The following is a 25,100-nucleotide window of genomic DNA, read 5'->3' as shown; positions in this document are numbered from 1 at the left end:
TAAGGAGGCGATGATGAATACACGTAATTCCTCATATCCCAGCGATCCGATTCCGACCGATCCGATTCCGATTCCCGATCCCATTCCACATCCGCAACCGATGCCGGACCCACCGCCGGATGAAGAACCCATTAAGATGTCGCGTAAACAGGGCAGATCTGAGAGGATACGCGCCTGCTGATCTCAGCCTTTTTATCGCGAGACTTTATTGTGACCGATTTTTCAACCTTAAATGCTTTGCCTGCCGCCCAGATCGAGAATCTTAACGATCTGGGCTATCTCTCTATGACTCCCGTCCAGGCCGCTGCACTGCCTGCTATTCTCGCCGGAAAAGATGTCCGCGTGCAGGCAAAAACAGGCAGTGGTAAAACGGCGGCGTTTGGGCTGGGCTTATTGCAACATATTGATGCCAGCCGTTTTCAGACGCAGTCTCTTATTTTATGCCCGACGCGTGAATTGGCCGAGCAGGTTGCCAGCGAGTTACGTCGTCTGGCGCGCTATATGCCCAATATCAAAGTACTGACTCTCTGTGGCGGCCAGCCTTTTGGCGCGCAGCGCGATTCATTACAGCATGCGCCGCACATTATTGTTGCCACGCCGGGGCGTTTGCTCGATCACCTGCAAAAAAACACCATCACCCTGGAAAGTCTGCAAACGCTGGTCATGGACGAAGCCGATCGTATGCTCGATATGGGATTCAGCGAGGCGATTGATGCCGTTATCCGTTTTGCGCCTGCCTCACGACAGACTCTGCTGTTTTCTGCAACCTGGCCGGAAGCAATTGCTGCCATAAGTGGCCGTGTTCAGCGCGACCCGGAAACCATTGAAATCGATAGCGTCGATGCGCTGCCCGCCATTGAACAGCAGTTCTTTGAGGTTTCCCGTCAAGGCAAAGTTGCGCTCTTGCAAAAGCTCTTAAGCGAGCACCGTCCGGCTTCTTGTGTCGTGTTCTGTAATACCAAAAAAGATTGTCAGGAAGTGTGCGATTCGCTAAACGCCGCCGGGCAGGACGCACTGGCACTACATGGCGATCTTGAACAGCGCGACCGTGATCAAACGTTAGTACGTTTTGCCAACGGCAGCGTGCGCGTACTGGTGGCGACCGATGTCGCTGCGCGCGGTCTGGACATTAAATCGCTGGAGCTGGTTGTCAACTACGAGCTGGCATGGGATCCGGAAGTGCACGTACACCGTATCGGACGCACTGCGCGCGCGGGTAATAGCGGTCTGGCAATCAGTTTTTGTGCTCCGGAAGAGGCGCAGCGCGCCAATATTCTTGCAGAAATGCTGCAACTGAAGCTGAACTGGTGCAACGCACCGGTTAGCGTCAAAGTAGTACCGCTCGAAGCGGAAATGGCCACGCTGTGTATCGATGGCGGTAAAAAAGCCAAAATGCGTCCCGGGGATGTGCTGGGCGCGCTGACCGGCGATATGGGGCTGGATGGCGCGGACATCGGTAAAATTACCGTACATCCGGCGCATGTGTATGTGGCTGTTCGTCAGAGCGTCGCGCGTCAGGCGTGGAAGCAGTTACAGAACGGGAAGATTAAAGGCAAAAGCTGCCGCGTCAGGCTGTTGTAAAAACAGCCTCTCTGCACGAGCAGCGAGGCTGTGATTTTATTTCACTTCGATGACATTAAGACGCAGTTCATCGAGCTGTGCGTCATCTTCTTCCGGCTGCCAGCCAGCCGGTTGCAACGGGATCTCTTCGCGGTCAAACGCCAGATCGCCGCCGTTGACCACTTCCGATCCATGCGTAATACCCTTGAAATCAAACAGATTGACATCGCTAAGATGCGACGGCACCACGTTTTGCATAGCACTGAACATGGTTTCGATGCGCCCAGGATATCGTTTGTCCCAGTCACGTAGCATATCGGCAATAACCTGGCGTTGCAGGTTCGGTTGCGAACCACACAGGTTGCACGGAATGATCGGGAAACCTTTCGCTTGTGAAAAACGCTCAATATCTTTTTCGCGGCAGTAAGCCAGCGGGCGGATCACGATATGTTTGCCGTCATCGCTCATCAGCTTCGGCGGCATACCTTTCATTTTCCCGCCGTAGAACATATTCAAAAACAGCGTTTGCAGAATGTCGTCACGATGGTGGCCAAGCGCAATCTTGGTTGCGCCCAGTTCGCTCGCCGTACGATAGAGGATCCCGCGACGTAGACGGGAACAGAGAGAACAGGTGGTTTTGCCTTCCGGGATCTTCTCTTTCACGATGCCGTAAGTGTTCTCTTCCACAATTTTGTACTCAACGCCAAGCGAATCCAGATATTGAGGCAGAATATGTTCCGGGAAGCCCGGTTGTTTCTGGTCGAGGTTGACCGCCACCAGCGAAAAATTGACCGGCGCGCTCTGTTGCAGGTTACGCAGAATTTCCAGCATCGTGTAGCTGTCTTTGCCGCCAGAAAGACAGACCATAATGCGGTCACCTTCTTCAATCATATTGAAGTCGGCAATAGCTTCGCCGACGTTACGACGCAGACGTTTCTGTAGCTTATTCAGATTGTACTGCTCTTTCTTTGTAATCTCTTGTTTCTCGGTCATTATTTCTTTTCTCTGGAAGCATCGGGAGCACAACGTGGGCAAACCAAATCCATAAGGGAAAGCCAATTATTCCCTGTGACAGTCATTACCTCTGTCTATGCACCATAAGCCATTTGCGCGTTTTTATGCCCCATCCGGCAGGCAATAAAATACAGATTAGCGCCGGCACTCAAAAGCCAGCAGGCAAAAGTATGCGCGTATGGTACGGATTCCGGCGACGAATGCCAGCGCGTTTTACGACCGCATTTCATCTTGCCCCTACACAGTATAAAGAATAGTGTGACTTTCGTTCGCTTTTGTTGGTTCGCTGAATATAAACATCATGCATTTTACTGCCTTCTATTCGTAGGATCTTCCTCAAACCTGTATCGTCGTGGTAGGGAGAAATATCCTGTTATTTATTGCCGGGCACGTTGTCGAGTAGTAAAGCAGCCGGGCAGTAAAATCGACGGGTTATTCCTGCGGCGCTGCAAACGAATACTCTTTTTCAACCCGGCAAATGCGCGTGGTGAAGGCGCTATACCACTTTTCCCGTCCAGTTTTCTGTGCAATCACGTGCTCCGCATTTGCTTTCCAGTTTTTAATGGCGTCTAGCGAATCCCAGTATGAGACGGTAATACCCACTTCCTCGCGTGCGGAATCAACACCGAGAAAGCCCGGCTGGTTAACGGCCAGTTCCATCATGCGATCGGACATCGCGCCATAACCTTCATCAACCACTGTGCGCACGGAGGTAAAAATCACTGCGTAATAGGGTGTGGAAGGGTTATTTTTGAACATTGCGTTTTCCGTTATAAGGGTGAAAAACCTTATCCTGGCAGATGAGAAGAACAGCGGGCAGCTACCTGTTCAGGCGACTTTTTTTTCGGGGAATTTTCCTTTTACCACACCATCATAAAAGCGACCTTTTGAGACGACGCTAAGAAACACCGTGAAAATCCGCTCCGGAACATTCTGATACTGATAAATGCTTTTATCATGAAAACAGATTTCGAGCGTGTGGTCGCGGCTGTCATAACCAATAGACGAAATGCGTGATGAGGTTACGGGATGATGCCGCATGTTATTCGCTCCTGCCGCCCGGGAAAACTGATTATTAACGCAGCTTGCGGATAGTGTCATGCGAAATCCGTGCGTTAAAAAAGCCACCGGTGTTAACCGGTGACTTTTTAGGCTGAACGCTTACTCTGACGTGCTTTTCTCTGCTTTTCCGGCCAGTTGCGCGAGGAAGTTGTAGCGTTTTTGCAGGTCGGCGGCGGCATCTTTCCACAATTGTTCTGCCACTTCCGGCTGCTGCGCATTCAGACGGCGGAAGCGCTGCTCATTGAGCAGGGTTTCTGCCAGCGCGTCAGACGGTGGGCGTGAATCCAGCGCCAGCGGGATTTTGCCTTCCTCTTCGCGGCGCGGATCGTAACGGTAGAGCGGCCAGAAGCCGGTAGCGGTCAACTGACGCATTTGATCGTGGCTCAGCGCCAGGTCATAGCCATGCTCTTCGCACGGGCTGTAAGCGATGATCAGCGATGGACCTGGATAGGCTTCCGCTTCCTGAATGGCTTTCACGGTCTGGTTCAACTGTGCGCCAAGGGAAATCTGCGCCACATAAACATGACCGTACATCATCATACTGATGCCCAGATCTTTGCGTGCTTTACGTTTACCGTGTTCGCCAAATTTGGTCACCGCGCCCAGCGGTGTGGCTTTTGATGCCTGGCCGCCAGTATTGGAGTAGCACTGGGTATCGAGCACCAGAATATTGACGTTTTCGGTCAGGCTCATCACATGATCCAGCCCGCCGAAACCAATGTCATAGGCCCAGCCATCGCCACCAATCAGCCAGATCGATTTCTCAACCAGCGCATCGGCATCGGTCAGAAGTTGCTGTGCACCCTCAACATTAGCCAGCGCGTTGCGCAGTTCGGCAACCTGTTTGCGGCGAACATCTGGCGTAGCTTCCTGATGAAGTGCAGTAATCAGTTCAACTGGGATATGGTCGGCAAATTGATTCACCAGACGCATCACGCGCTGGCGGTGCTGATCGACGCTGAGGCGGAACCCCAGGCCAAACTCGGCGTTATCCTCAAATAGCGAGTTCGCCCACGCTGGACCGCGCCCGTTAGCGTCTGTGGTATACGGTGTAGAAGGCAGATTACCGCCATAAATGGAGGAACAGCCGGTGGCATTGGCGATCATCATCCGATCGCCATACAACTGGGTCAGGAGTTTGATGTACGGCGTTTCACCACAGCCGGAACACGCACCGGAATATTCAAACAGCGGGGTGATCAGTTGCGAAGTACGGATATCAATGCGTTCCAGCGTGTTGCGGTCGATCTCCGGCAGGCCGAGGAAGAAGTCATAATTCACTTTCTCTTCTTCCACATGTTCAAGGCGCGACATCATATTGATGGCCTTGATGTCCGGATTCTGACGATCTTTTGCCGGGCAGACTTCAACACACAGATTACAGCCGGTGCAATCTTCCGGCGCGACCTGCAAGACATATTTCTGTCCGCGCATATCACGGGATTTCACGTCCAGTGAATGGAGCGTATTGGGCGCATCTTCCATCGCCGCCGGAGAAACCACTTTTGCACGGATCGCCGAATGCGGGCAGGCGGCAACACAGTGGTTACACTGGGTACAGAGATCTTCTTTCCAGATGGGGATTTCTTCCGCGATATTGCGTTTTTCCCAGCGAGTAGTGCCCACAGGCCAGGTGCCGTCCGGTGGCAGGGCGGAGACCGGCAACGCATCGCCAAGGCCCGCCAGCATAGCGGCGGTGACGGTTTTTACAAAATCCGGAGCCGCATCGGAGACTACCGGTGGACGGGGCGCGCTCTGCGGATTGACAGGCCCCAGTGGTACTTCGAACAGTGATTCTCGTGCCAGCGCCAGCGCCTGCCAGTTGCGCTCAACCAGTTCCTGACCTTTGCTGCTGTAGCTCTTGGCGATCGCGCCCTGGAGTTCAGCCAGCGCGCTGTCGCCAGGCAACACATGGGTCAGATGGAAGAACGCCATCTGCATAACGGTATTAATCCGCGCGCCGAGGCTGCATTCGCGGGCGATTTTCGCCGCATTGACCACAAAAAAACGGGCTTTTTTCTGATTCAACACCGCCTGAACTTCCTGCGGCAGACGCGACCACACTTCCTCTGCGCTGTAGGGCGTGTTGAGCAGAAAAATACCACCCGGTTTCAGTCGTTCTGCCATTTGGTATTTATCGATAAACTGCAACTGATGGCAACCGACAAAATCCGCCTGTGAAACCAGATACGCGGAGTTTATTGGTCTTTCGCTGACGCGCAAATGCGAAACCGTGAGGCCGCCCGCTTTTTTCGAGTCATAGACAAAATAACCCTGAGCGTACCATGGCGTAGAGTTACCAATAATCTTGATATTGTTTTTGGTCGCCGAGACGCTGCCATCGCTGCCCAACCCGTAAAACAGCGCTTCCAGTTTCGCATGCGACGGCAGGGTGTTTTCCGGCAGCGGCAGCGAAAGGTTTGTCACGTCGTCGTAGATACCGACAGTAAAACGCGGTTTAGGGTTTGCCGCGCGCAACTCATTAAACACCGCCAGCACGCATTCCGGGCCAAACTCTTTGGACGATAGACCGTAACGCCCGCCAATCACGCGGGGCAAGGTTTGCCGTTTGCCATAGTTAAAGGCTTCCGCCAATGCCGTCATCACATCAAGATAAAGCGGTTCTGCTGGTGCGCCCGGCTCTTTTGTGCGATCGAGCACAGCAACAGTACGCACGCTTTCCGGCAGAACCCCCAGCAAATGCACGGCGCTGAACGGACGATAGAGGCGAACTTTCAGCACGCCGACTTTCTCGCCCCGCGCTAGCAATTCATCAACTACCTCTTCGCAGGTACCAATCGCTGAACCCATCAGCACAATCACGCGATCGGCTTGCGGATGGCCGTAGTATTCGAACGGTTTGTAGCTGCGCCCGGTGGCTTCGGCAAAATCGTTCATTGCCTGTTCGACATGAGCGTAGACCGCGTTGTACCAGGGGTTGGTCGCCTCGCGGGACTGGAAGTACGTGTCCGGGTTAGCTGATGTGCCGCGAATAACCGGATGCTCCGGGTTCAGCGCACGGGCACGATGTTCGTCAATCTCCTGCTTTGGCAGCAGATTACGGATAGTGTCGTCCGCCAGCGGCGTAATCTTGTTGATTTCGTGTGAGGTACGGAAACCATCAAAAAAGTGAATGAACGGCACACGGCTTTTCAGCGTAGCAATATGCGAAATCAGCGCGAAATCCTGCGCTTCCTGCACGCTACCCGCAGCGAGCATGGCGCAGCCGGTCTGTCGCACCGCCATCACGTCGGAGTGATCGCCAAAAATGGAGAGGGCATGAGTAGCCACGGTACGCGCTGCGACGTGCAATACAAAGGGCGTCAGCTGCCCGGCCAGTTTGTATAACGTCGGGATCATCAGCAGCAGGCCCTGCGATGAGGTAAATGAGGTTGAGAGTGCCCCGGTTTGCAGTGCGCCGTGGACGGCTGCAATAGCCCCGGCTTCCGACTGCATTTCAACAACGCGGGGCGTGTCACCCCAGACATTCTTCAGGCCGTTACCAGCCCAGGCATCAGCCTGCTCAGCCATCGTTGAACTGGGTGTTATGGGATATATGGCGATAACTTCACTGGTACGAAAGGCCACTGAGGCCACTGCGCCATTACCGTCAATCGTGATCATATGGATGCTCTCATTGCTTAATTATAAGATTTACAAGTTTTTTTGCGCGCTAACGCTTTCCATGTTGGGCTGCAGAAAGCAATTTTTAATTTATTATGTCTGGCTGATCTGCTTTGTTCTCATTTATCCTGGTTCACCGGACGGTGTCGCCCCGTTGGACATGTCTGCTACCCATCAGGAAGGCAATGAAACGCTGGTGTACCCGTACGTGGTATGAAGTATAAGGCGCCGTGTCTTTATCCAGTATAAACAACCAGTGAAGATAGATACTTGATCTGATGTGCGTGGCCGGTATTTATCATCTGAATGAATTCACTGCGTTCAGGCGGATCGGCCTCAGATTTAGCTTTCTTCAGCAGCGCTATGCGTTCGAAAGACTTTTATCTCTATTTTTCAATGTATTGCACTCCATGAGTCGCTCCTTCAACAAAAGCACATCTGCCATGTTTGTGATAACCTATTCAGCATTACGTTGCACTATCAGGGAAAAATACACTGAAATGCAGCCAGCAATTTTCCCGTAAGTAGCACTCATTGACTTTGCCGGTGTTGATTCTGCGCGTTGAGGCGGTTACGCCGCTGCGAGCAGGGGCCGGGTAACAGGCTCTGGAGTCACATAACGTATTTACAGGATGCAACAGATAGCAGCATAATGCCGGATTTTAGCGTCATGATAATTGCAATGTCCGATAAAATTACCCGGATGCTCTTCTACCGTTGGGCGTTATTTTACGGGTAACGCTCATTGTATGGTATTTCGCCTCGTGGGTTATCAATCTAAAATAAAGCTTGCTATAAGTTGGTAGGTATGTGATTAATGAGGGGTAGGTTTGTTCCACAGATGTAATAAAGCGGTTTAGTAAAGCAGTCCTCATCACAAGTGTTATCCATAGATAATTCTTCTTTTTGAGCCTCCTTATCGTTAATAATTTAATTCTGTGCGAAAGCCGTTTTCGCCGAAAGGCTCTATGTATTGAGGAAATGCTTATGTCTAACAAAATGACTGGTTTAGTAAAATGGTTTAATGAATCCAAAGGGTTCGGTTTTATCACGCCTGACAATGGCAGCAAAGACGTATTCGTGCATTTTTCAGCCATCCAGAGCGGCGGTTTTAAGACGCTGAATGAAGGGCAGAAAGTAGAATTTACGATTGAAGATGGGCAAAAAGGTCCATCAGCAGGGAATGTTTCCGCCATATAATGCAGAACTCCCTGTCCGCCATTAGCTCAGCATGGTTAGAGCGATGCTTTATATACAGGAAGTAGGGTCGGGGTTCGAGCCCTCGATGGCGGCCCAATTTTAGTAAGATAGCCCTGCCACCCATGTGGCGGGGTTATTTATTTTCAGCGTTCTGCTATCTTTGTGTGTATTGTTTCTGCTTCCGGGTTTTCTTTATTGAAGAAATACGGACGAACAAAAAACTTTTCAACAGGGTTCCCTGCGTATGCATTATTGCGCCCCGCTTATGTAAATCAAAATTAGACCCAAATAAAAGAAGAAACAGCGGAGCTAAGTTCTGACGCCAATCGTGTAAGCAAGAATTCTTGTTCATATTACACACAGTCATGAACATTAATAATGTTAAGCTACCAGTCGTGCGTCCCGTCAATTTATTATTGCATTTCAATCCTCGTAATTGTTCATAGCTTCCTGGATACGTTTAAGTATCACATACAGCATTTTACTTTCATTGCTCCACTATGTTTTTGAATGCCAACAACATACGGGTTATGAATGATGGGTAAGACGTTGAGAACTGCATGGTTTCTACTGTTTCTGTCATTTTGTTCAGTTGCAGGCTATGCAGGTTCTTCTCCTGCCTTGCTTCACGGGCAAAAAAGTAGCTACGTTCGACATTCTTCAGGGGAGGGGGATATTGCCGAGAACCCTGATGAGCACGTCCGGGAATCAACTGAGCAATTCTTCCGCAGGCTCCAGGGTTGAATTCTTCCTGTTCATAAAAAATACGCTATAAGCAACCTGCTCACTGGGCAGGTTTTTTTATTTCAGGCTCCGGAAATCCACTACATGAATTCGTACAACCGGATCTGATACCAATGCTATCAAGGAACCCGCCCGAAGGGCTTCGGAAAGGCTTTGCCAAGAGGACACAAAATGCATTTATTGCCTTCATCAGGCGATAAAAACGCAAAAAAATGTTTCTGCGGTGCATAAAGATGACTTTCAGCTCTCGACGTATTGTGCTGTGCTGCCTATTATGCTTGGGTTTCGCTTTAATAAAGGGAGAGAAGAGATGCGTTCTGCGTTTTGGGGGATATGCGCTGTTTTACTGTTGTCGGCATGCAGTAGTGAACCTGTACAACAGGCTACGGCTGCTCACGTTGTGCCAGGCATAAAGGCGGCAATGTCTAATCGCGGTCAGGCAAATTGCGCAATGATTGGCGGGTCGTTATCTGCCGCACGACAACTTGATGGTTCGATGGTGGGAATGTGTGCATTGCCGAATGGCAAACGCTGTAGTGAACAGGCGCTCGCCACCGGAAGCTGCGGTAATTACTAAGCGTTATGCTCGCGGGTATAAATCAATGTCTGCGATACGGTTGTCAGCGTTAACTGGTCGCCGGTCAAATCAATCTGCGCGCCATCATTCAGCATTGCCTGGATAGTATGATCCAGTTCGTTACGTTGCGGATCTGCGCACATCATCATGGTCATGTCCATGTGCTTCACGGTTAATGCGCCGTCAGAGAGTTTGCCCTGACCCATAAAGCCGTTACACATTTTACCCGTGACGCGCAGATCCTTGTCAAAACGAATTTCCGCAGCCGGACCCTGGTCAGAAGCCGTCAGTGCTTTGCCGTTAAACGTAGTCAGTACAAAACGCTGGTTAGCCAGTTGCTCCGGTTTAAGAGTATCAGTACGCGAACTGACACAGGCGGAAAGAGCAACGCTCAACGCAATTAAGGGAATAATTTTTTTCATCTCTTCTTCTAAGAATTTTCTATTAAAGGCGGGGATTTTAACAGGGTTAACCAGGGGATCATTGCGTTTTAATCTTAAAACGGCTCCCCTGGCCGGGGAACCGCACAAACCGATTAAAACAGCGTGTTCGGGCAACTTTCACCGTCACGTAACTGGCGCAGATTTTCCAGCGTGGTCTCAGAAATGCTGATCAACGCCTCGGCGGTCAGAAACGCCTGGTGGCCGGTAAACAGCACGTTATGACATGCCGACAGGCGACGGAACACATCGTCCTGGATCACATCATTGGATTTGTCCTCAAAGAAGAGATCGCGTTCATTTTCATACACATCCATGCCGAGCGCACCAATTTTCTGCGTCTTCAGTGCATCAATCGCCGCCTGCGAATCGATCAGACCGCCACGGCTGGTGTTGATGATCATCACACCGTTTTTCATGCGTTCAAACGCGGCGCGGTTCAGTAAATGGAAGTTTTCCGGCGTCAACGGGCAATGCAGAGAGATGACGTCCGCCTGAGAAAACAGTGTATCAAGATCCACATACTCTACGCCAAGGTCCAGCGCCGCTGTGCTCGGGTAGGGATCAAACGCCAGCAGGCGCATACCAAACCCCTTCAGGATACGCAGCGCCGCAACGCCGATTTTGCCGGTGCCAATCACGCCAGCTGTTTTGCCGTACATCGTAAAACCGGTCAGACCTTCGAGCGAGAAGTTGGCATCACGGGTACGCTGATAAGCACGATGAATACGACGGTTGAGTGTCATCATCATACCAATTGCATGTTCCGCCACCGCTTCCGGTGAGTAGGCAGGTACACGCACCACTTGCAGCCCGAGTTCTTTGGCCGCATCAAGATCGACATTGTTGAACCCGGCACAGCGCAGCGCGATAAATTTCACACCCAGTTTTTTTAGCTCTTCCAGTACCGGACGGCTACCGTCATCATTGACGAAAATACACACTCCCTCACAGCCGTTGGCGGTTTTGGCGGTCTTTTCCGTCAACAAAAAGTCAAAAAATTCAAGATCGTAGCCATAACTCTCGTTTACCTGCTGCAAATACTTTTTATCGTATTGCTTTGTGCTATATATCGCGAGCTTCATAAGGCTTTCTCCAACGGTTTCCTGCCTACATTATCACTGCATAAAATTATTATGTAAACATTCAAATTTTATTGATAATCACAGGTGTGATGAATGTGTCTGCTTTCAGTATAACTGCCTGCAGCGCCGACAGTATTAGCGCAGTTGCTTGAGAGTACTGTTAGAGACCCAGTTAATGATAAAAGCCAGCAGCACACTGATAATCCATGGGATTTTCGAGTCGTGAAACACATTTGCACTGAGATAATCACCAAACGTGAAACAGGTGAAAATGGTAGCACCCGCAAACCAGCCGCGGATCAGAGAACCTTTAGTGAACATTCCTTAAACCTATAGCGTAATGATTTCGCAGCAATATCGTCCTCTGCTACTGAAAATGCAACAGCCAGACTATGATTAAAGCGGCTCACGCTTTTAACAGGGTGGTTAAACATGTCACAATATCCAGCAGAATTGGCTTAATCACACGATAAATCAGGATATTAGCTGCCCATGAAGGGTAAATACAAAGCCGCCATCGCACTGGTTTTATTATTGATACTACTGCCGTTAACGTTACTGATGACGTTGGCGCAATGGGTGCCGACCGTTGCCGGGATCTGGTTGCCTGTTGGTACGCGCATTGCGCTGGAAGAGCGCCCGCGCTTTACACGCCATTCACTGAATATTCCCGATCTGCGCTACTGGGTTGACGATTGCCAACTGGCGTGGCTCCAGAATGCGGAGCTTTCCCGCCCAAGCCGCTGGCAGTTGCACGTAGGCGCGTTGACGATCAATAGTGCCTGTCTGAATAAGTTGCCTGCAAACAACGCGACATCAACCGCGCCGCGTACACTGAGCGAATGGCAATCGATGCTGCCTTACACCTGGCTTACGGTGGATCAATTAACTGTCTCGCCGTGGCAATCATGGAGCGGCAAATTGTCGCTGGCATTGACACCTGAAATTCAGTACCTGAGTTACAACGGTGAACGCGTGCAGCTTGAGGCCCGTCTGCATGGACAGGCACTCAGCGTCAACCGGCTCGCGCTGCATCTGTTTAATAACCAGCCGCCATTCACGCTTGGTGGCGAATTTACGCTGCCCGCTGTCCCGAATGGATGGCCCGTAAATGGTCATATGCAAAGTACGCTCACTTTGCCCCAACAACCCGGTCTGGTGGATGTTGATATGGCGTGGCGCGATAACCAAGGGCAGACGATTGTTATGTCGCGCGACAGCAGCGATCCGCTGCTTGATTTACCCTGGCGGGTGTCCAGCGAACAACTCGCCATCAGTGATGGGCGCTGGAACTGGCCGTATGCCGATTTTCCGCTGAGTGGGCGCGTAGGTTTGAAGGTTGATAACTGGCAGCAGGGGTTGGAGAAGGCGCAGATAAGTGGTCGACTGAACGTGCTGACGCAGGGTGAAGCCGGTAAAGGTAACGCCGTGCTGACAATCGGTCCGGGTCGCCTCAGCATGACCGACAGTGCCATGCCGCTGCAACTGACCGGAGAAGCGAAGCAGGGCGACCTGGTGTTTTACGCCGTATTACCAGCGCAACTGAGCGGCAGTTTTGATGAGCCGAAACTGGCCTTTATGCCAGGCGCGCTGCTGCGTTCGCGCGGGCGGGTAATCGATTCACTGAATGTTGATGAGGTGCGCTGGCCGCTGGCGGGCGTAAAACTGACCCGGCAGGGCGTCGGTGGCCGTCTGCAGGCTATTCTTCGCGCGCACGACAATGTGATGGGCGATTTGCACCTGCATCTCGACGGGCGGGCACAGAATTTTTTACCCGATAATGGCGAGTGGCGCTGGCGTTACTGGGGTGATGGTCATTTTACGCCGATGAATGCACGCTGGGATGTTGCCGGTCGCGGTCAGTGGCAGGACAACACCATCACGCTGACCGATCTTTCAACCGGTTTTGATCAACTTCAGTACGGTGCGATGCAAATCAGTGCGCCCCGGCTGGTGTTGGATGCGCCCGTGAAATGGGTACGGGATGAGGAGAAGCCGCAATTCAGCGGTGCGTTGGCGCTGGATGCCGGGCAAACAACCTTTAACGGCGGTAGCCATTTGCCCACCTCGCAACTAAAATTCAGCGTCGATGGCACCAATCCCACCCATTTTCAGTTTAAAGGCACCCTGAGGGCCGATGCCATCGGCCCTGTGCAGGTGAATGGCCGCTGGGATGGCGAAAGATTACGCGGGCAGGCCTGGTGGCCGCGCCAGTCGCTCAGTGTTTTCCAGCCATTGATCCCACCAGACTGGAAGATGAAGCTGCTCAATGGCTCACTCTACGCTCAGGTGGCATTTTCTGCGGCGGCCAGGCAAGGTTTTGAAGCTGGCGGGCACGGGGTGCTGAAAAGCGGTAGCGTCTGGACGCCGGATAATGAAATCAAGGGTGTCGATTTTGTGTTGCCATTCCGCTACAGCAATGCTGCCTGGCAACTGGGGACCCGCAGGCCAGTGTCGCTGCGCATTGGCGAAATTGTTAACCAGGTGACAGCCAAAAATATTACCGCTGATTTACAGGGCTCCTGGCCCTGGAGCGAAGAAAACCCGCTCATCCTGAGCGATGTCAACGTCGATGTGCTCGGCGGTAAAGTGACCATGCAGCAATTGCGCATGCCGCAGCACGATCCGGCGCTGGTGCGTATCAATCATATTTCGTCCAGCGAGCTGATCAGCGCGGTGAATCCGAAACAGTTTGCGCTCTCCGGGCCTTTTGACGGCGCGCTGCCGCTGTGGCTGGATAACCCGCAATGGATAATTAAGGACGGCTGGCTGCACAACCCCGGCCCAATGACGTTGCGTATCGACAAGGATACTGCAGATGCCGTGGTGAACGACAACATAACGGCGGGCACGGCTATCAACTGGTTGCGTTATATGGAAATTTCCCGTTCCTGGACAAAGATAGATCTGGATAATCTTGGCGTGTTAAAAATGCGGGCTAGCATTCGTGGTACCAGCTATGTTGAAGGGAAGAGCAGTACCGTGAATTTGAACTATACCCATGAAGAAAACGTCTTTACCTTATGGCGCAGTTTACGTTTTGGCGACAATTTGCAGTCATGGCTTGAGCAACATGCCGCGCTTCCCCAGGCGCGCTGTGCGAAGGGCGAAAAGTGTGAGGAAATACAATGAAAACCCCGATAGCCGTGCCGGTGCTGGCAATCACCACCTTGCTGGCTGGCTGTACGCCGCGCATTGAGGTGGCGGCACCCAAAGAGCCGATCACCATCAATATGAATGTGAAGATCGAGCATGAAATCCACATCAAAGTGGATAAAGATGTCGAAACCCTGCTGAAATCGCGCAGCGATCTGTTCTGAGGCCATCATGATGAAAAAACAAGTGCTGATGGTATTGCTGACGCTGAGCCTCGCCAGCACAACTGCGCAGGCATTGACGTTGGATGAAGCCCGTTCACAAGGTCGGGTGGGGGAAACCTTAACCGGTTATGTTGCGCCGATAAGCCACGATAAAGAGACGCTGGCACTGGTGGATCGCATTAACAAAGCGCGTGCCGAAAGTTACCAGCAACTGGCCGATAGCAATAACATTTCCGTTGATGATGTGGCGAAAATGGCGGGCCAGAAACTGGTGGATCGCGCCCGTCCCGGCGAGTATGTGCAGGGCATTAACGGTAAATGGCTGAAGAAATCGTCAGCGGCACATTGATTTCATCACTGAGGTGCTGGCGTAACCACGCCATCACCTGTTCCGCCCGCCGTGTTATCGCCCACCTCCGTTCTGCTTTTTCAGCATCCCCTATGAATAATGCCGGGCTTTTATTGCGCATACATACGTTGTACCAGGCGTCGCATAATTTGCACCTGCCGGTTGATCAAAAAATTAAAGACAACATTTCACGACACCTTTCCCGGCAAGTCGAACAGTTCGATGGTTTTTACAGACGATACTGGCAGCGACGAAGCGCTATATGGCGGAGCAGAGCGGGAGAAACCCCTCCCACCGGACGGTGAGAGGGAGAATATCTTATGCTGCGACCAGGCTATCGATAGCCGCTTTGGCGTCGGTCTGCGCTTTGGTAGCCACTTCCGGACCGTAAGCAATGCCTTCAGCGAACACGAAGTTCACATCGGTAATGCCGATAAAGCCAAGGAACAGCTTCAGATACGGTGCAATCAGGTCAGACGGGGTATCTTTGTGGATGCCGCCGCGGCTGGAGAGGATCACCGCACGTTTGCCTTTCACCAGACCTTCCGGGCCAGCTTCGGTGTAACGGAAGGTCACGCCAGCGCGAGCGACCAGGTCAAAGTAGTTTTTCAACTGCGTCGGGATGTTGAAGTTGTACATCGGGGCATTAATCACGATCACATCATGAGCCTGCAATTCAGCAATCAGCTCATCGGAGAGTTTCAGCGCTTCCTGCTGGCGTGGTGTCAGCGGAGCATCGCTCGGACGCAGCGCACCAACCAGCTCGCCATCCAGCACCGGAATCGGGTTTGCGGCCAGATCGCGAACGGTGATTTGATCGCCAGCATGTTTCGCGCTCCACTGTTCAACGAAATAGTCAGCCAACTGACCAGACTGTGAGTACCCTGCCAAAATACTGGATTTAAGAACTAACACTTTACTCATGGGTGGTTCCTTTTTGTATTGATATGGGGTCGCCCCGTAATTCGTGACACTGTATGCACAAATTTCTGCCTTGAATAGCGCAATATATCGAATCCTATGTTCGAATTTCTTGAACAAGGCAAGCTGTGCCACGATGTGATATTCTACGTCCATTAAGAACTTACGCAGTTTTCCGGCAGTGCTCTGCCCAATAACGTTATGACAGAACAACATACCTTAACGATTTCCGATCTATCGCCGCGCCTCGACACCCTGATGTTGCGCGACAGACAACGCTTCGCTCGCCGTCTACATGGCAGCAAGAAAGTTAAAAATCCTGAATCTCAGCAAGCGCTGCTGCGCCAACTCGCGCAGGAGATCGGCGACGCGGCGGGAAAAGTAGCGCTGCGCGAAGCGGCTCGTCCGCAAATTGATTACCCGGAAAACCTGCCGGTCAGTCAGAAGAAACAGGCGATTCTTGAAGCGGTGCGCGATAACCAGGTGGTCATCGTCGCCGGGGAGACCGGTTCCGGTAAAACGACCCAGTTACCGAAAATTTGCATGGAACTGGGGCGCGGCGTGAAAGGCCTGATTGGTCACACGCAGCCACGTCGTCTGGCGGCGCGTACCGTGGCAAACCGTATTGCTGAAGAGTTGAAAACTGAACCGGGCGGCTGCATCGGTTACAAAGTCCGTTTTAGCGATCACGTCAGTGATAACACCATGGTTAAACTGATGACCGACGGTATTCTGCTGGCGGAGATCCAACAGGATCGTCTGCTGATGCAGTACGACACCATCATCATCGATGAAGCGCACGAACGCAGCCTGAACATCGATTTCCTGCTCGGTTACTTGCGCGAACTGCTGCCAAAACGCCCGGATCTGAAAATCATCATCACTTCTGCCACTATCGATCCGCAACGTTTTTCGCGCCATTTCAATAATGCGCCAATCATTGAAGTTTCCGGTCGTACTTATCCGGTGGAAGTGCGCTATCGGCCGATTGTTGAAGAAGCGGATGACACGGAACGCGATCAATTACAGGCGATTTTTGATGCGGTTGATGAACTCGGCCGTGAAAGCGCGGGCGATATCCTGATCTTTATGAGCGGCGAGCGTGAAATTCGCGATACCGCCGATGCGCTAAGCAAACGCGATCTGCGCCATACCGAGATCCTGCCGCTGTATGCGCGTTTGTCGAACAACGAGCAGAACCGCGTTTTCCAGCCGCACAGCGGACGCCGCATTGTGCTGGCGACTAACGTAGCCGAAACCTCTCTGACCGTACCAGGTATCAAATATGTGATAGACCCAGGCACGGCGCGTATCAGCCGCTACAGCTACCGCACCAAAGTGCAGCGTTTACCGATCGAGCCGGTTTCGCAGGCTTCCGCTAACCAGCGTAAAGGCCGCTGTGGACGCGTTTCAGAAGGGATCTGTATTCGTCTCTATTCGGAAGATGATTTCCTGTCGCGCCCGGAATTTACCGATCCGGAGATTCTGCGTACCAACCTGGCTTCGGTCATTCTGCAAATGACCGCGCTGGGGCTGGGCGATATCGCCGCATTCCCGTTTGTTGAAGCGCCGGATAAACGCAATATTCAGGATGGTGTGCGCCTGCTGGAAGAGCTTGGCGCTATTACGACCGATGAGCAGCAAACCGCCTATAAACTCACGCCGCTGGGCCGCCAACTATCACAACTGCCGGTCGATCCGCGTCTGGCGCGTATGGTGCTGGAAGCGCAGAAACATGGTTGCGTGCGTGAAGCGATGATTATCACGTCGGCGTTGTCGATTCAGGATCCGCGCGAACGTCCGCTGGATAAAAAGCAAGCGTCGGATGAAAAACATCAACGCTTCCACGACAAAGAGTCTGATTTCCTCGCCTTTGTGAACCTATGGAACTACCTGGGCGAGCAGCAAAAAGCGCTGTCATCGAATCAGTTCCGCCGTCAGTGCCGGGTGGATTACCTCAACTATCTGCGCGTGCGCGAATGGCAGGATATCTATACCCAACTGCGCCAGGTGGTGAAAGAGTTAGGCATTCCGGTAAACAGCGAGCCAGCAGAGTACCGCGAAATTCATATCGCGCTGCTGACCGGACTGTTGTCGCATATCGGCATGAAAGATGCGGAAAAGCAGGAATATACCGGTGCGCGCAATGCCCGTTTCGCCATATTCCCCGGTTCGGGGTTATTTAAAAAACCCCCAAAATGGGCAATGGTCGCAGAGCTGGTGGAAACCAGCCGTCTATGGGGACGTATTGCTGCCCGCATCGATCCGGAGTGGGTGGAGCCGGTCGCACAACATCTGATCAAACGTTCGTACAGCGAGCCGCACTGGGAGCGTGCGCAGGGCGCGGTGATGGCGACAGAAAAAGTCACCGTTTATGGGCTACCGATTGTCGCCGCGCGCAAGGTGAACTACAGCCAGATCGATCCGGCGCTGTGTCGTGAGTTGTTTATTCGTCATGCGCTGGTGGAAGGCGACTGGCAAACTCGTCACGCCTTTTTCCGCGAGAATCTGAAACTGCGTGCTGAAGTGGAAGAGTTAGAACATAAATCCCGACGCCGCGACATTCTTGTGGATGATGAGACGTTATTTGAGTTTTACGATCAGCGCATCAGCCACGAGGTGATCTCGGCCCGCCACTTTGATAGCTGGTGGAAAAAGGCCAGCCGTGAAACGCCGGATTTGCTCAACTTTGAAAAGAGCATGCTGATTAAAGAGGGGGCAGAAAACGTCAGCAAACTCGACTATCCGAACTTCTGGCATCAGGGCAATCTTAAGCTGCGGCTGAGCTACCAGTTTGAGCCCGGCGCAGATGCTGACGGCGTGACGGTACATATCCCGCTGCCGTTGCTGAACCAGGTGGACGAGAGCGGTTTCGAATGGCAGATCCCCGGTCTGCGCCGCGAGTTGGTCATTGCGCTGATCAAATCACTGCCAAAACCAACGCGCCGCAATTTTGTTCCGGCACCGAATTATGCCGAAGCCTTTCTTGGCCGCGTTACGCCGCTGGAGCTGCCACTGCTGGATGCGCTGGAGCGCGAATTACGCCGTATGACCGGCGTGACCGTTGACCGCGATGATTGGCACTGGGATCAGGTTCCCGATCACCTGAAAATCAGCTTCCGTGTGGTGGATGACAACAACAAGAAGCTGCTGGAAGGACGCTCGCTGTCGGAACTGAAAGAGAATTTGAAAGGTAAAGTGCGGGAAACGCTGTCTGCAGTGGCCGATGACGGCATCGAGCAGAGCGGGCTGCACATCTGGAGTTTCGGCACGCTTGCGGAAAGCTACGAGCAGAAGCGCGGCAACTATAAGGTGAAAGCCTGGCCCGCGCTGGTGGATGAACGTGACAGTGTCGCGATCAAGCTGTTCGATAACCCGCAGGAACAACAACAGGCAATGTGGCGCGGTATCCGCCGTCTGCTGCTGTTGAATATTCCCTCGCCCATCAAATACCTGCATGAAAAATTACCGAACAAGGCCAAACTGGGCCTCTACTTTAACCCTTACGGTAAAGTTCTGGATCTGATTGATGACTGTATCTCCTGCGGTGTCGATAAGCTGATCGATGAGGCGGGCGGCCCGGTATGGACGGAAGAGGGTTTTGCCGCGCTGCATGAAAAAGTGCGCGCCGAACTGAACGAAACGGTGGTCGATATCGCCAAACAGGTCGAGCAGATCCTCACCGCAGTGTTCAATATCAACAAGCGTCTGAAAGGGCGTGTTGATATGACCATGGCGCTGGGGCTGTCGGATATCAAAGCGCAGATGGGTGGGCTGGTTTACCGCGGTTTTGTGACCGGCAACGGTTTCCGCCGCCTGGGCGATACGCTGCGTTATTTACAGGCGATCGAAAAACGGCTGGAGAAACTGGCGGTCGATCCACACCGTGACCGTGCGCAGATGCTGAAAGTGGAGCAGACGCAGCAAGCGTGGCAGCAGTGGCTGAATAAGCTGCCGCCCGCTCGCCGCGATGATGATGAGGTGAAAGAGATCCGCTGGATGATAGAAGAGCTGCGCGTCAGCTATTTCGCCCAGCAGCTCGGAACACCTTATCCCATCTCCGATAAGCGCATTTTGCAGGCGATGGACCAAATCAGCGCCTGATGGTGTTGAGCTTATCAGTTCTCTGGTTTGTTGTTTCCAGGCCGGATACGGTGTTAGCCGCTATCCGGCATTTTTAGATGGCGTTTACCCACGCCAGCGTAAAACCGTCCCAGCCCTTCACGCCGACAGTCTGCATGGCCGTAACCGTCAGGCGCGGATCATCGCTCAACATATCAATAAATTTACGCACGCCCTGTACGCTGGCGTCGGTGGTGGTCGGGTTGGTCACTTCCCCGTTGCGCACCACATTATCGCCAATAATCAACGTGCCAGGACGAGAATAGTGCAGCGCCCATTTCAGGTAGCTGGGGTTATTGGGTTTATCGGCATCAATAAAGATCAGGTCGAACGGCGGGCGCTCGCCGAGGTTTTCCAGCGTTTGTAATGCCGGACCTTCAGCGACGGTAACCAGGTTCGCTACGCCAGCAAGATGCAGATTTTCGCGGGCAATCGTCGCATGCAGTGGCTCCGCTTCCAGGGTTAACAGCTCGCCGTTTATCGGCAGTTCACGCGCCATCCACAGCGTGCTGTAACCGCCAAGCGTACCAATTTCAAGAATTCGCTTTGCCCGTACCATGCGAACTAACAGCGCCAGTAATTGCCCCTGCATGGGCGAGACATCAATCGCCGGAAGCCCGGCGCGCTGATTATTCGCCAGTACCTGTTCTAATACCTCATCTTTTGGGATCAGTTTTTGCGCTAAGTATTCATCCACTGCGGACCATTTCTGCTGCATAACATCACTCCTGATTATCAAAATTCATTCAATCCCTGACCAGCCACCTCCCAGTGCCCGGTAGAGATCCACCTGCGCCAGCAACAGGTTATTTTTCACCTGCACCGCATTCAGTTGCGCAGAGTACAAGGTGCGCTGGGCATCCAGCACATCCAGATAGGCGGAATACCCATTGTTGTAACGGTTTTTCGCAATGCGTAGCGTCTCCTGCGCGACTTGCTGTTGTCCCTCAAGTTCGGCCAGTTGCTCGCCAAGGCGGGTGATGGCGTCCAGACTGTCATTCACCTCTTTAAACGCGTTACGCACGGTTTTTTCGTAGCTGTACAGTGCCTGATTCCGCTGCGACATCGAGATATCCACCTGCGCATTCAGCGCCTGGCGGTTAAGCAGCGGGGCAAGAATGCTACCGCCAAGGCTCCACAAACGTAATGGGTTATCAAGCAGGCCTGGCAGCGTCCTGTCCTGCATACTGCCGGTAGCCGTCAAATTGAGTGATGGCAATAGTTGCGCCTGCTTTGATGCCAGTGAGGCATCTGCGGCGACGAGCTGGCGCTGCGCCTGTACAATATCCGGACGCCGGTTTAACAGCGAAGAGGGCAACTGTGACGGCAGTTTCAGCGGCGTCAGTTGTGCAAAAGTGTTGCGGTTGACCGCGCCAGGGTTACTGCCGAGCAACAGACTCAGGGCATTTTCCTGCTGGTTTATCTGGTGCTGTAACATCGGCACCTGCGCACGGGTAGCGCGCAGCTCGGAATCTGCCTGCATCAACTCCAGTTGAGAAGTATAGCCAGTCTCATACTGGCGACGGGCAAGATCCCACGCTTCTTGCCGGGCTTTTACTGTTTCTTGCGTGACGTGTAACTGTGCATCTAGCGACAACAGGGTGAGATAACCGGAAGCTACATTAGTGGCGACGGTTAAATCAGCCGCCGCTGCCGCCGCTTTCTGCACCGCCAGCGAGGCATCCGCCGCTCGTGCGGCGCCGCGGTTCGCCCCCCAGATATCGACATCGTAGCTGGCCGTCAGGCTGCCTTTATAGAGGGTGCTGTGAATCGGCAAACCGGTCGCTGCCGATTGTGAGCGCGCGCGTGTGCCGGAAAGCCCGGCATCAAGTTCCGGGAACAATGCGCTATTGGCAGCATAAACCCGCGCCTGGTACTCATTGACCCGTTCGCGGGCAATCAGCACGTCGCTGTTATAGTGCAGCGCCTGATCAACATAACGATTAAGCTGGCCGTCATGAAAACCGCGCCACCAGACGCTATCCGTTTTACCGAGCGGGCCATTGGCACTGCGCCAGGCTGCCGGGATTTCCAATGTCGATTGAGCCTGTTGCACATCAGCAGACTGGCAGCCCACCAGCGTAAAGGCGAGGGCAATAAAGAGCGAGAGACGCCTCATTTTTGCAGCTCCCGGGTATCAATATAGACCTGTACCGACATCCCCGGACGCAGGCGGGCAATATCATCTTCGTTACCGTCAACCTGAATGCGCACCGGAATACGCTGGGCGATTTTGACGAAATTACCGGTAGCGTTATCCGGGCTGATGGCGCTGAATTCAACGCCCGTTGCCGGAGAGAGACTCTCGACACGGCCGTGATAACTGCGGCCATCGAGCGCATCTACTGTAAAACGTACCGGCTGGCCGACGACGACATCCGCCAACTGCGTCTCTTTCAGATTAGCGATCACCCAGCGTTGTGACGGAACCAGCGAAGTAAGGTGCGTGCCGGCAGCCACGTACGCGCCAAGCCGCACGCTGATCTGCCCCAGTTGCCCGTCGCGCGGGGCAACAATGCGGGTGTTTTGCAGGTCGATTTGCGCCAGTTCCAGCGCCGCCTCGGCGTTTTCCACATCCGCTTGCAACGAAGCGCGATTGACGATCGTGGTTTGCAGATCCTGGCGCGACATCTCCAGCGTCGCGTCAGCCTGCGCGATACTGGCGGTGCTTTGCGCCGCCGTGGCAAGGGCGGTATCTCGCTCGCGAATCGACAGCGAACCGTCGGCGGTTAACGCTTTGACGCGTTTTAAATCCGCCTGCGATTTCAGATCCTGGGCTTTGGCGCTGGCCAGCGCTGCTTTGTTGCGTTCAATCACAGCTTCTGCGCTTTTACGTTGCTGAAGGTTATTTGTCAGTGCGGCCTTTTTCATCGCCAGCGTCGCTTTTGCCTGATCCACCCGCTGGCGATAAATACGATCGTCGATCTGCATAATCAGTTCACCTTTCTTCACCCAGACAAAATCCTGTACTGGCACGTCAGTGATATACCCATTGACCTGCGGGCTGATAAAGGTGGTTTGCCCACGCACATAGGCGTTGTCGGTAAACTCTGTATGCCGGGTGAACGGTGGTAATTGCCACGCGTAGAGGATCACCAGCACACCGACCAGGCCTATGGCGGCGGCGGTGAAGAGGGATACGATGCGAACATTATTGCGGGTGCTGGCGCGCTCTTTGGCGGCATCCTGCTGGCTCATAAACACTCCAGTAACGTTATTATTTGGTCCCAGTCGCCCGCTTTAAGGCAAGGCGTGCGGTAATATTCAGGCGCAACAAACGCCATAAAATCCAGATTAGCGTGGCGGCGGCGATACTGGCCGTCAGCAGATAGGTATCGTTGTAGGCCAGAATGTTGGCTTCCAGCGTGGAGACCGTTTGCAGTTGTGTCACAGCCTGGGTGCTCAGTAGCGAACTGTCGCCGAGCATGCTCTGATACATCTGGCTGTATAGCTGCAATCGGTCGTTCACCAGCGGATTGAGGGTAGTGAGCTGCTCGGCCAGTAGGCTGGAGTGGTATTTCTCACGCCATGTCTGGAACGTACCGAGGATTGCCGAACCCAGCAGGCCGCCAATATTTTGGCTCATACCGAACAGCACCGAAAAGCTGACCAGGTTTCGCGGCTCTGCTATCACGCCGCCAATGCCTGCGAGCATTGCTGGTGCAATAAAAAAGGCGCTGGCAAAACCGAGTAAAAACTGGCTGATGATGAGCTGACTGGGCCGCGTAAGACTGGTGGAGTGGCTGTCCATCAGCGAGGCGATAATCATTAACACCAGCGATGTGACAATCGGCCACGCCAGCCGCTGAGGTTTAATGGTCAGGCAACTGGTGACAATGCCGCAGACAATCCCCGCGAGAATCGACCATGCCAGTTTTGTCATCTGCTCATTTTGCAGCCCCACATATTGCAACCAACCGAAAACGCCGGTGTTCTGCTCTGCCAGCACGATGCGGATCAACAGCATAATCAGCCCCAAACGCACAATACTGCCGCTGGAGAGCCAGCGAGTATTGAGCAGCGGGTTACTGCGGTTATGTTCAAACGCAATGGCCGCAACGATCAGTACCACCGCAGCCGCCAGCGCCCAACCTATCCACGGCGCTTCTAACCACCAGTCAAGACGGCCCAGCGATAGAACCGCACAGAGCAGCGCCATGCCCGGCGCCAGCAAAAAGAAGGTGATGAAATCCTTCTTTTCGAACACCTTTTTACGATCCCCTGGCGGCAATTTTAGGGCGATCACGCAGCCCAGGGAGATGAGCGCCAGGCCCAGCTCAAACAGGTAAAGCCCACGCCACTCATCGAGTTGCAGCAGTTCGCTTGAGAAGAAGCGGGCCATCGGGATGGCCAGCGACGAACCCGTAATACCAATGGTTAACGCCTTCAGACGATGTTTCGCCGGCCATGCCTGGATCTGGTAGTAAATGCCGAGTGAGCTGAGTGCGGCGGCAACCATGCCGTGTGCGGCGCGCACAAACATTGCCGAACTGAGATCGTTAATAAACAGGTGGAAAAAGGTCACTAACACATACAGCACCAGAAACCCTTCCGTAAAGGCGCGCAGCCCAAACTGCTGGCGAAACTTTACCAGCAGCAGGTTGATAGAAACGTTGGTCATTACGTACACCGCTGGCAGCCAGGCGATTTCCGTTGACCAGGCCGCGAACGTGCCCTGAAGGTTTTGCAGGTTGGCCGTCACCATTGCATTGCCGAGCGCACCGGTCAGACAGACCAGCAGGCCAACAATACCGTAGGCAATACGACGCAGTGGACTGTGGTAAGGCGTCGAGGGAGAGCCCAGCAACATAGGCTTTTCGTGAGCGGCCCATTCGCGCGGAGTGTACGGATCGCTTTTCGGCAAACGCATTACTTCTTAACCTCTCGAAGCAGGTTTCCCTGCGTTTTGTCGTATGGGGGAGTGCGTAGCTGAAGGCAGCGAAGTTCACAGTTATCTTTGTAAAGTTTTTCACTCAGTCAATGATTAGCGTGCTAACGATATTACTTATATAAATAAAGTTAATGCAAGTGTATAAGAAAAATATAGATTACCTTCGCACGGCGATCCGCTTAAGCCATAAA

20 protein-coding genes, 1 tRNA gene and 1 pseudogene are annotated in these 25,100 nt (G+C 53.0%); 9 read left to right on the top strand and 13 right to left on the bottom strand.

Annotation, left to right across the window (positions count from 1 at the left end; translation table 11 throughout):
- The first annotated feature begins 10 nt into the window (after window positions 1–10).
- A complete protein-coding gene (gene ynaL, locus BM427_RS26225; protein WP_090120723.1) occupies window positions 11–181 on the top strand; it encodes a proline-rich small protein YnaL in 171 nt (56 codons plus the stop codon).
- Between the two features lie 29 nt (window positions 182–210).
- Window positions 211–1,581: an ATP-dependent RNA helicase DbpA gene (dbpA, locus tag BM427_RS07620; RefSeq protein ID WP_090120524.1), complete on the top strand. Its 1,371-nt coding sequence runs from the start codon at window positions 211–213 to the stop codon at window positions 1,579–1,581.
- A 36-nt stretch (window positions 1,582–1,617) separates the two neighbouring features.
- Here dbpA and ttcA read toward each other — a convergent pair whose 3' ends face one another.
- The 5 genes and pseudogenes from ttcA to nifJ form a co-directional block, all read right to left on the bottom strand.
- Window positions 1,618–2,553, bottom strand: a complete 936-nt coding sequence (gene ttcA, locus BM427_RS07615; protein ID WP_090120522.1) for a tRNA 2-thiocytidine(32) synthetase TtcA — start codon at window positions 2,551–2,553, stop codon at window positions 1,618–1,620.
- Window positions 2,554–2,657: 104 nt separating this feature from the next.
- Window positions 2,658–2,791: pseudogene (locus BM427_RS26460) on the bottom strand (site-specific integrase); the annotation flags it as partial.
- A gap of 215 nt (window positions 2,792–3,006) precedes the next feature.
- The gene (locus BM427_RS07605) at window positions 3,007–3,333 is read right to left on the bottom strand and encodes an antibiotic biosynthesis monooxygenase family protein (RefSeq protein ID WP_090120520.1); all 327 of its coding nucleotides are present in this window, start codon (window positions 3,331–3,333) and stop codon (window positions 3,007–3,009) included.
- Between the two features lie 69 nt (window positions 3,334–3,402).
- Window positions 3,403–3,615, bottom strand: a complete 213-nt coding sequence (locus tag BM427_RS07600) for a KTSC domain-containing protein (RefSeq protein WP_090120518.1) — start codon at window positions 3,613–3,615, stop codon at window positions 3,403–3,405.
- A 120-nt stretch (window positions 3,616–3,735) separates the two neighbouring features.
- Window positions 3,736–7,260 carry a pyruvate:ferredoxin (flavodoxin) oxidoreductase gene (gene nifJ, locus BM427_RS07595; RefSeq protein ID WP_090120517.1) on the bottom strand — a complete coding sequence of 1,175 codons (3,525 nt, stop codon included), beginning with the start codon at window positions 7,258–7,260 and terminating at the stop codon, window positions 3,736–3,738.
- A gap of 987 nt (window positions 7,261–8,247) precedes the next feature.
- On the opposite strand from nifJ, the gene cspE reads away from it, so the two are divergent.
- The 3 genes from cspE to BM427_RS07575 all read left to right on the top strand — a co-directional run bounded on the left by cspE (window position 8,248) and on the right by BM427_RS07575 (window position 9,781).
- Window positions 8,248–8,460, top strand: a complete 213-nt coding sequence (gene cspE, locus BM427_RS07585) for a transcription antiterminator/RNA stability regulator CspE (protein ID WP_007371983.1) — start codon at window positions 8,248–8,250, stop codon at window positions 8,458–8,460.
- A gap of 15 nt (window positions 8,461–8,475) precedes the next feature.
- Window positions 8,476–8,556, top strand: a tRNA-OTHER gene (locus BM427_RS07580).
- Between the two features lie 958 nt (window positions 8,557–9,514).
- Window positions 9,515–9,781, top strand: a complete 267-nt coding sequence (locus tag BM427_RS07575) for a putative hemolysin (protein ID WP_090120721.1) — start codon at window positions 9,515–9,517, stop codon at window positions 9,779–9,781.
- On the opposite strand, the gene BM427_RS07570 is transcribed toward BM427_RS07575, so the two are convergent.
- The 3 genes from BM427_RS07570 to BM427_RS07560 form a co-directional block, all read right to left on the bottom strand.
- Window positions 9,778–10,203 (bottom strand): META domain-containing protein, encoded by a 426-nt coding sequence (locus BM427_RS07570; protein ID WP_090120513.1) that lies wholly within the window; start codon window positions 10,201–10,203, stop codon window positions 9,778–9,780. The two genes, BM427_RS07575 and BM427_RS07570, sit on opposite strands and share 4 nt — an antisense overlap.
- Before the next feature lie 113 nt (window positions 10,204–10,316).
- Window positions 10,317–11,306 (bottom strand): 2-hydroxyacid dehydrogenase, encoded by a 990-nt coding sequence (locus BM427_RS07565; RefSeq protein ID WP_090120512.1) that lies wholly within the window; start codon window positions 11,304–11,306, stop codon window positions 10,317–10,319.
- Between the two features lie 135 nt (window positions 11,307–11,441).
- On the bottom strand, window positions 11,442–11,627 hold the full coding sequence (locus BM427_RS07560; protein WP_090120510.1) for a hypothetical protein: 186 nt from the start codon (window positions 11,625–11,627) through the stop codon (window positions 11,442–11,444).
- Window positions 11,628–11,798: 171 nt separating this feature from the next.
- Between BM427_RS07560 and BM427_RS07555 the strand changes: the two genes are divergently transcribed.
- Genes BM427_RS07555 through BM427_RS07545 form a run of 3 tightly spaced genes read left to right on the top strand, consistent with a single transcriptional unit; the run spans window position 11,799 to window position 14,975 of the window.
- Window positions 11,799–14,438 (top strand): YdbH family protein, encoded by a 2,640-nt coding sequence (locus tag BM427_RS07555; RefSeq protein ID WP_090120509.1) that lies wholly within the window; start codon window positions 11,799–11,801, stop codon window positions 14,436–14,438.
- A complete protein-coding gene (locus BM427_RS07550; RefSeq protein WP_007371989.1) occupies window positions 14,435–14,626 on the top strand; it encodes a YnbE family lipoprotein in 192 nt (63 codons plus the stop codon). Before BM427_RS07555 ends, BM427_RS07550 begins: the two co-directional genes overlap by 4 nt.
- A gap of 10 nt (window positions 14,627–14,636) precedes the next feature.
- On the top strand, window positions 14,637–14,975 hold the full coding sequence (locus BM427_RS07545) for a YdbL family probable chaperone protein (protein WP_090120508.1): 339 nt from the start codon (window positions 14,637–14,639) through the stop codon (window positions 14,973–14,975).
- A 318-nt stretch (window positions 14,976–15,293) separates the two neighbouring features.
- On the opposite strand, the gene azoR is transcribed toward BM427_RS07545, so the two are convergent.
- Window positions 15,294–15,899: an FMN-dependent NADH-azoreductase gene (gene azoR / locus BM427_RS07540; RefSeq protein WP_090120506.1), complete on the bottom strand. Its 606-nt coding sequence runs from the start codon at window positions 15,897–15,899 to the stop codon at window positions 15,294–15,296.
- Between the two features lie 198 nt (window positions 15,900–16,097).
- Between azoR and hrpA the strand changes: the two genes are divergently transcribed.
- Complete coding sequence (hrpA, locus tag BM427_RS07535; protein WP_090120505.1) at window positions 16,098–20,000, top strand: ATP-dependent RNA helicase HrpA; 3,903 nt, start codon at window positions 16,098–16,100, stop codon at window positions 19,998–20,000.
- A gap of 73 nt (window positions 20,001–20,073) precedes the next feature.
- Here hrpA and BM427_RS07530 read toward each other — a convergent pair whose 3' ends face one another.
- The 4 genes from BM427_RS07530 to BM427_RS07515 are packed head-to-tail and all read right to left on the bottom strand — an operon-like array spanning window position 20,074 to window position 24,888.
- The gene (locus BM427_RS07530) at window positions 20,074–20,736 is read right to left on the bottom strand and encodes an O-methyltransferase (RefSeq protein WP_090120504.1); all 663 of its coding nucleotides are present in this window, start codon (window positions 20,734–20,736) and stop codon (window positions 20,074–20,076) included.
- A 24-nt stretch (window positions 20,737–20,760) separates the two neighbouring features.
- Entirely contained in the window at window positions 20,761–22,137 is a 1,377-nt protein-coding gene (locus BM427_RS07525) for an efflux transporter outer membrane subunit (protein WP_090120502.1), read from the bottom strand.
- Complete coding sequence (locus BM427_RS07520) at window positions 22,134–23,216, bottom strand: HlyD family secretion protein (protein ID WP_090120501.1); 1,083 nt, start codon at window positions 23,214–23,216, stop codon at window positions 22,134–22,136. The genes BM427_RS07525 and BM427_RS07520 overlap by 4 nt, the downstream gene beginning before the upstream one ends.
- A gap of 19 nt (window positions 23,217–23,235) precedes the next feature.
- Complete coding sequence (locus BM427_RS07515) at window positions 23,236–24,888, bottom strand: MFS transporter (protein ID WP_090120499.1); 1,653 nt, start codon at window positions 24,886–24,888, stop codon at window positions 23,236–23,238.
- Between the last annotated feature and the right edge of the window lie 212 nt (window positions 24,889–25,100).

The sequence above is a fragment of the Kosakonia arachidis genome (assembly GCF_900116535.1).
GTDB lineage: Bacteria > Pseudomonadota > Gammaproteobacteria > Enterobacterales > Enterobacteriaceae > Kosakonia > Kosakonia arachidis.
Note: the sequence above shows the minus strand (reverse complement) of the source record. Positions and strands in the feature narration are given on the sequence as shown.